This window comes from Cellulomonas hominis (assembly GCF_005239125.1).
Taxonomy (GTDB): Bacteria; Actinomycetota; Actinomycetes; order Actinomycetales; family Cellulomonadaceae; genus Cellulomonas; species Cellulomonas hominis_A.
Genome location: NZ_SZYE01000185.1, coordinates 1 through 7,485 on the forward strand (window position 1 = coordinate 1; position 7,485 = coordinate 7,485).

The following is a 7,485-nucleotide window of genomic DNA, read 5'->3' on the forward strand; positions in this document are numbered from 1 at the left end:
CCGCGCGCACCGCGCCCGGGCGTCCGGGACGCTGACCGGCGTGCGCGACGCGTCAGGCCGGGATGTCCGCGCCGCCTCCGTGGCGCGGACATCCCGGCCCGCGCGCCCGGCGCGCTGCGGCCCGAGGGGGACGCCGTGGCCGTAAGGTCGGTGGCCGTGGACCAACCCCGCCGCCGCCCGACGATCCGCGACGTCGCCGCGGCCGCCGGCGTCTCGCGGGGAACCGTGTCCCGGGTGCTCAACGGCGGGCACTGGGTGTCGCCCGAGGCGCTCGTCGCCGTGCAGGAGGCGATCCGGTCGACGGGGTACTCCGCGAACCAGCACGCCCGCAGCCTCGTCACCGGGCGTGCGAACTCCGTGGCGTTCCTGCTGACCGAGCCGCAGCACCTGCTGTTCGAGGACCCGACGTTCTCGATCCTGCTGCGCGCCGCCGCCGAGGCGCTCGCGGCGCGGGAGATGCCGCTGCTGCTCATGGTCGCCGGCACCCAGCAGGAGCGGCGCCGGATCACCGACTACGTGGCCGCCGGGCACGTCGACGGCGTGCTGCTCATCTCCTCGCACCGGGGCAACCCGGTGGTCGGGGACCTGCTGCGCCAGGGCGTCCCGACGATCGCCTGCGGGGAGCCGCTGGGGTACGAGGACCGGATCGGCTGGGTGTCCGCGGACGACGAGGGCGGTGCCCGGCGGATGACCGGGCACCTGCTGTCCCGGGGCCGCACCCGGGTCGCGACGATCACGGGGCCGATGGACACCCCCGGCGGGTTCCGTCGCCTGGCGGGGTACCGCTCGGCGCTGGGAGAGGCCTACGACGACGCGCTCGTGGCGCACGGGGACTACTCCCGCGCGTCCGGCCAGGCCGCGATGCGCGAGCTGCTCGGCCGGCGGCCCGACCTGGACGCGGTGTTCGTGGCGTCCGACCTGATGGCCGCGGGCGCGCTGGTCGCGCTGCGCGAGGCCGGGCGCTCGGTGCCCGGGGACGTCGCCGTCGGCGGCTTCGACGACTCGGGGCTCGCGGCGACCCTCGAGCCGCCGCTCACCACGATGCGGCAGCCGTTCGAGCGGATCGCGTCCGAGATGGTGCGGCTGCTGCTCGAGGTGGTCGAGGGCGCCGAGCCCGCGCGGATCACGCTGCCGACGTCGCTGGTGGAGCGGGACTCGGCCTGACGGGGCCGGCGGCCGCGCGCGCCGCGGGGCACGGTTCGCCGGCGGCGCGGCGGCCGGGTGCCACACTCGGGGCATGGCCGACCGTCACGCGCTGATGCTGCTCGACTCCGCGTCCCTGTACTTCCGGGCGTTCTACGGGGTCCCGGACTCGGTCAAGGCGCCCGACGGCTCGCCGGTGAACGCCGTGCGCGGCCTGCTCGACATGATCGCGCGGCTGGTGACCGACCACCGGCCCGACCGGCTCGTCGCCTGCTGGGACGAGGACTGGCGCCCGGCGTTCCGGGTCGCGGTGATCCCGTCGTACAAGGCGCACCGGGCGGTCGGCGGCGCGGAGGCCGCGGCGGCCGCGTCCTCCGACGGCGTGGCGGTCGCCGAGGAGGTCCCGGACGCCCTCGCGCCGCAGGTGCCGGTGATCGCCGAGGTGCTGGCCGCGCTGGGCATCGCCCGCGCCGGCGCGCCGGGGTACGAGGCCGACGACGTCATCGGCACGCTCACCGCCCGCGAGGTCGCGCGCCCCGCGGGGGAGCGGACGCCGGTGCTCGTGGTGACGGGGGACCGCGACCTGTTCCAGCTGGTCGACGACGAGGTCCCCGTGCGGGTGCTCTACACGATCCGCGGGATCAAGGACATCGAGGTGGTGGACGCCGCCCGGCTGCGCGAGAGGTACGCCGTGTCCTCGGGCGGCGCCTACGCCGACATGGCGGTGCTGCGCGGCGACCCCAGCGACGGCCTGCCCGGCGTCGCCGGCATCGGGGAGAAGACCGCCGCGTCGATGCTGGCGAAGTACGGCGACCTGCCGGGGCTGCTCGCCGCGCGGGACGCCGGCGACCGCGGGCTGACCGCGACGCAGCGGCAGCGGCTCACCGACGCCGACGACTACCTGGCGGTGGCGCCCGGGGTGGTGCGGGTGGCGGCGGACGCGCCGGTGCGGCTCGCGGACGGGACGGACCCGGCGGCCGCGGACGCGTTCGCGCTGCCCCGCGAGCCCGTGGACGGCGCAGCGCTGGTCGACCTGACCGCGCGCTGGGGCCTCGAGTCGAGCGTCCGCCGGGTCCTGACGGCCCTCGCCAACCGCTGACCCGCGGGGCCGGGCGCGCGAGAGGGGGGTCACCGCCCCCCGGTGACCCCCCTGCGGCGCGGCCGGTCCTGGATCCCCCCGGCCCGTCCGCGCCGCCCTCCCGCGCCGGGTGACCGGCGGACCCCGGTGCGGGTACCCCCCGCACCCGCACCGCCGCCACGTCCCCCGCGCGCCGGCCCGCCGCGCCCGTGCCGTCCGCGCCCCGGATCGGGGGCGCCCCGGCCCGCGCGCGGCGGGCCCGTCTCAGCGCACCGTCAGCACCCCGATCGTGAGCGTCGGGGTGTAGCCGCCGTCGCCGGTGTACAGCGCGGTGACCGTGGTGGTGCGGTTGACCGCCGGCAGGGTGACCGTCGCGGTCCCGTCGGTCAGCGCGACGGTCGCGACGGGCCGGATGCCCGCCAGGACCGTCACCTTGCCGCCGGCGACGGGGGCGCCCTCGGGGCCCGCGACCGTGACGGTCACCGCGGGTGCGGCGCCGCGGGGCACCGACCAGGACGGGGTGTCCAGGCTGATCGTCGGCACGGTGGCCAGCACCCGGTACGACCGCTGGCTCTGCGAGCCGTCGACGTCCGCGCTGCCGGTGTACACGGCGGTGAGGGTGTGCGACCCGGACTTCAGGTCGCGCGGCAGGGCGATCGTGGCGGTCGCCTGGTTCCCCTCGCCGGCCGCGAGCTCGCCGGTCGCCAGGACCGTGCCGCGCTCGCGGATCTCGACGGTGCCGGCCGGGACCGCGCCCTGGCCGGTGACGGTCACCGTCGCGCCGACCTCGGAGCCGTACCGCCCGGAGTTCTGCGAGAGCGTGACCTTCGTCGTCGAGCCGGCCTTCTTCACGTCGACCGCGACCGGCGCCGACTCCGACCCGCCGAAGGCCGCGGTGTCCGGCGTGAACACCGCCGTCAGGGCGTGCGACCCGCCGCCGAGCCGGACCGTGGCGGTGGCCGTGCCGCCCGCGACGGGGGCGGTGGCGACCTCGGTGCCGTCCGCGCGGAACGACACGGTGCCCGTCGCCTCGGCCGGGGACACGGTGGCGGTCAGCGTCAGGTCCTTGCCGACCCGGGCCGGCCCGGTGACCTTCAGCGTGGTGGTCGTGGCCACGGCCTCCGGCACGGCGACGTCGAGCACCTGGGCCCGCGTCGTCGGGTCGGCGTTGTGGCTGTGCAGGACCAGCAGCTGGTCCGCCGGGGTGGCCGAGGTGGTCGAGCGGTGCACCGCGAGCTCGGTGGCGTCGGACGCCGCGAACCACAGCGCGTCGGTCACGCCGCCGTCGAACCAGAACGGCGGGTCGAACGGGTCGACCGGGAACGGCTCGGTCGCGTCGACCCGGCCGCTCGGGTCGGCCGCGTAGTCGGACCGGGTCCACACGGTGACCGCCGGGGTCGCGCCGGGCTCGAGGCCGAGCGCGGCGATCCCGACCGGCGCGACCAGCACCGAGTTGTCGAACACGGTGGTGTCCACGTCGCCGAACGCGCCGTTGACGGCCTGGATGTCCAGCACGTCGCGGGTGTCGTAGTCGAACGTCGCGGCGACGGTGACGTCGGCCGCGTCGCTGAGCTTCTGCACCACGGTCTGCGCATCCGGCGTGCCGTCGCGGTCCACGTCCCAGTCGACCACCGGGAGCACGGCCTGGCCCAGGGTCGCCCAGTCGCCGTCGACCGCGATGCCGACGCCGAGGTAGCCGTCGGCGGGGTCGCCGCCCGCGGCTGCCTGCTGCGGTGCGGTCGAGGTCCAGCCCACCCAGCGCAGGTCGCCGGAGGCCACCGCGGACTCCGAGGTGACGAACCCGGGCACGTCCTCCAGCTTCGGGCTGGTGGCCCCGAGCGTGAGCGGCGCGACGAGCGAGGTCCAGCCGCCGGTGTCGACGCCCCGGCCCGACAGGGTCAGCGCGGCGGTGTCCGAGCCGGCGTCCGCGAAGGACACCGGGTCGGCGGTCAGCTCGGAGACCAGGCGCGGGGCGGCCTGCACCGGCACGCGGAGCTCGGCGTCGCCCGAGGTGAGCACGAGCCGCCCGGACAGCGACGCCACGTACTCGCGCGGCACGCCGCCCTGCGTGGTGGCCTGGGTCGGGTCGATCTCCCGCTCCAGGGTGGCCGGGTCGGCCGTGAGGGTCAGCGTGACCAGCCCCTGCTGGCCGGCGGGGACCGTCAGCGTGGCGGGGGAGGTGGTGATCGTCGCGCCGCCGGTGGTGGTGGCGGCGGCGAAGGCGGTGCCGTAGGTGACGGCCTCGGTGCCGGTGTTCTGCACCGTGACGGTCTTCTTCAGCGTGACGGTCTCGGCGCCCACGTCCACGACCCCGAAGGTGACGGACACCTGGTCCGGGTCCTCCGAGCCGTAGGCGAGCACGGCGTCCGCGACCGCGGCGCGGGCGTCGACCCGGCCGGAGCCGACGCGCTGCGGGCCGAACGCCGTGCCGGACTGGTGCGCCCCGGTCCAGACGTCGTGCGTCGCGGTGTTCATCACCGCGGCCTTGACCTGCGCGGGCGTCCAGCCGGGCTGGGTCGCGCGGACGAGGGCCGCGATGCCGGCCACGTGCGGCGAGGCCATCGACGTGCCGGACAGCGACTGGGCCGCCGCCCCGGTGCCGGAGGCCGCCGAGAAGATCAGCGTGCCGGGCGCGGCCACGTCGGGCTTGATGATGCCGAGCGAGCCGTGCGCGCCGCGGGACGAGCCCGGGTTGAGCGCGTCGCCGATCTCGTCGGAGACGACCGAGGCGGCGAGCGACGGCCCGATGTGCGCGACGACGCCGCCGGCCTGGATCGCCGGGAGCAGCGCGTCGGTCGACGAGGCGGTCAGCTGGGCGCCCGGGATGGTGGCGTTGCCCGAGATGCCCGCGGCGAACACGGTCGACTCGGTGCCGATCAGCACGCCGGCCGCGCCGGCGGCCTCGGCGTTGTTCCACCGGGCGACGGAGCCGCAGGCGCGGGTCGCGTCGTCGTCGTCCCACCAGAGGTAGACGATGTTCCCGGTGATCTCCGCGGCGCGGTCCGTCAGCGGGGTGCAGCCGTCCACGCCGTCGCCCAGGTAGACGACGGGCGCCGTGACGTCCTCGGTGCCGGCGTAGGAGATGGAGTTCTGCGCGGCCCAGGTGCCGACGGCGGCCGGGTCGGGCGCCTCGGTGACCTCGACGCCGTCGTAGGTCTGCGGGCTGCCGACGGAGTTCGCGACGGTGAGGCCGGACGCCGCGGAGCCGGGGGAGCCGGCCACGTCCGTGATGTCGGAGGAGTTGCCCGCGCTGAGCACCGCGAGGGTGCCGAGGTCGGACAACCGGTCGATCAGGAGGTTGTCCGGGTCGTCCGACGGGGTGGCCGAGGCGCCGAGCGACAGGTTGATCACGTCGAGGTGGTCGCCGAAGTCGCCGTCGCCGTCGGGGTCGGCCGCCCAGTCCAGGGCGAGCCCGGTCAGGTCGGTGGACCCGCCGATGTCACCGAACACCTTGAGCGCGTAGAGCCCGGCGCCCGGGGCGGAGCCCGGGCCGACCTGCCAGTCGGACAGGTCGGTCAGCGACGCGTAGTCGCCGGTGAACGTCGTGCCGTCGGCCTGGACGCCGTAGCCGGCGGCGGTGCCGGCGACGTGCGTGCCGTGCCCGGAGTTGTCGGACGTGTACAGGCTGTCGATCGGGTTGGCGTCGGGCGTCGGCGTCAGCGTGGCGCCCGGCAGCTCGGAGGCGGGGTCCGCGTCGTACAGCGGCCCGGCGAAGTCGTAGCCGCCGAGGTACTTGGCCGGGTCGTACAGGCCCTCGGGGACCGGCTGCGTGCCGTCCTCGCCGTACGCCTGCTGGTACGCCTCGACGGTGCCGGGGCCGCCGAAGTCGGCGTGCGTGTAGTCCAGGCCGGTGTCGATGACGCCGATCCGGACGCCCTCGCCGGTCTGGCCGGTGTCCTGCCACACCTGCAGCGCCCGGGTGAACGCGTCGGTGGAGGAGTTGTCCGCGGTCTTGGTGGTGACCCGGTACACCGCGACCACGTCGTCGGAGGCGGCGAGGTCCCGGACCTGGGCGGCGTCGCCCGTGACGAGCGCGCCGGCGACGAGGTTCGACAGCGTGGCGATCCGCTCGGGCGCGACCGCGGCGGTGCGGGCGGCCGGGTCGGACTCGGCGGGGACGACGGCCTCGGCGACCTGCTCGACCTGCGCGGTCGCGGCCTGGACGGCGGCCGCGTCGCCGCCGTCCTCCGCGACGTCGAGGCCGGACGGGGCGTCGAGCTGGACGAACGCGGTGACGGTGCCGTCGGCGTCGGCGAGGGCCGAGGAGACCTTGCCCTCGGTGCCGGCGAGCACGTCGTCCGACGCGATCGGGTCGCCCGCGCCGGCGGCGAGGCCGGGGTCGAGGGGGAGCGGCGGGGACGCGGCACCCGGCCCGGCGGCGGAGGCGACGCCTCCGGCCCCGAGCGCGGTGGTGGCGGCCAGCGCCAGGACGGTCAACGAGGCACGGAGCGAGCGACGCGTCATGGGAATCCGTTCTTGGGGCAGGAGCAGACGTGCACCCGGTCATGACTGGACGTCATGTCCGACGGTGACTGCGGGCTCACCGTACAAACTCCTGGGCGATTCGTCACGGTTTCCCCACACATTCGTCGCTCAGGCCGCGCACAGCCGTCGCTAGCATGGGTGATCCGGGCCACACGGGCGTCGTCGTCGACACCCGCGTCCGCCGGCGGCCCCGGCTCACCGCCGCGGCGGGCCGGATGTGGCGATCCCGTGAAGGCTCGTCACCCGCATCGTCACGGGATCTCCGCGAGTCGGTCGCCGGGCCCTTGAAGGACCCCGAGGTCCGCTGCCTAACCTCGACGACCGTGAGTGACAGCATGCCCGCCGCGCGGCGCACGTCCCGCGGCCGGCACGCCGTCCTGCGCGACGAGCGCGACCTCGCGGCCCCGGCCGCCGCGACGACCCCGGCGCCTGCCGTTCCCCGACGGGAGGTGGGCGCCCTCGAGCCCACCGGCCGGACCGACCGCACCCCCGCCCCCTCGGGACCGAGCGCGTCGACCGCCCCGCCCCCGATCGAAGGTGCAGCACCCCCCGCCGTGACGTCCTCCCTCCGCCCCTCCACCCCCTCCGACACCCCCGCCGTCGACCGCACCCCCGTCGTCGACGGTGCCCCCGCCGCCGGGCACGTGACCGCCACCCGCCGCGGCGCCGAACGCGTCCAGCACGAACCCGGCGAGCCGGGGCGAGAACACCGCGTCGTCGCCGGCCACCCGCAGCACCGCGTCGCACAGGTCCGGACCCGAGATCGCCTTGGTGACGTA

The 7,485-nt window shown here is 76.6% G+C and carries 3 protein-coding genes and 1 pseudogene; 2 read left to right on the forward strand and 2 right to left on the reverse strand.

All coding sequences use genetic code 11. The annotated features are described in order from the left end of the window. The first annotated feature begins 150 nt into the window (after window positions 1-150). The gene (locus tag FA014_RS16410) at window positions 151-1,164 is read left to right on the forward strand and encodes a LacI family DNA-binding transcriptional regulator (protein ID WP_419178419.1); all 1,014 of its coding nucleotides are present in this window, start codon (window positions 151-153) and stop codon (window positions 1,162-1,164) included. A 73-nt stretch (window positions 1,165-1,237) separates the two neighbouring features. Continuing rightward, entirely contained in the window at window positions 1,238-2,242 is a 1,005-nt protein-coding gene (locus FA014_RS16415) for a 5'-3' exonuclease (protein ID WP_230323282.1), read from the forward strand. A gap of 243 nt (window positions 2,243-2,485) precedes the next feature. Here the strand turns inward: FA014_RS16415 and FA014_RS16420 are convergent, their stop codons facing one another. Then, entirely contained in the window at window positions 2,486-6,685 is a 4,200-nt protein-coding gene (locus FA014_RS16420; protein ID WP_154730720.1) for a S8 family serine peptidase, read from the reverse strand. Between the two features lie 674 nt (window positions 6,686-7,359). Continuing rightward, a pseudogene (locus tag FA014_RS20795) lies at window positions 7,360-7,485 on the reverse strand (DNA-binding response regulator); the annotation flags it as partial.

Coding starts and splice junctions, on each gene's coding strand:
- FA014_RS16415 (WP_230323282.1), top strand. CDS start 1,238: ATGGCCGACCGTCACGCGCTGATGCTGCTCGACTCCGCGTCCCTGTAC.
- FA014_RS16420 (WP_154730720.1), bottom strand. CDS start 6,685: ATGACGCGTCGCTCGCTCCGTGCCTCGTTGACCGTCCTGGCGCTGGCC.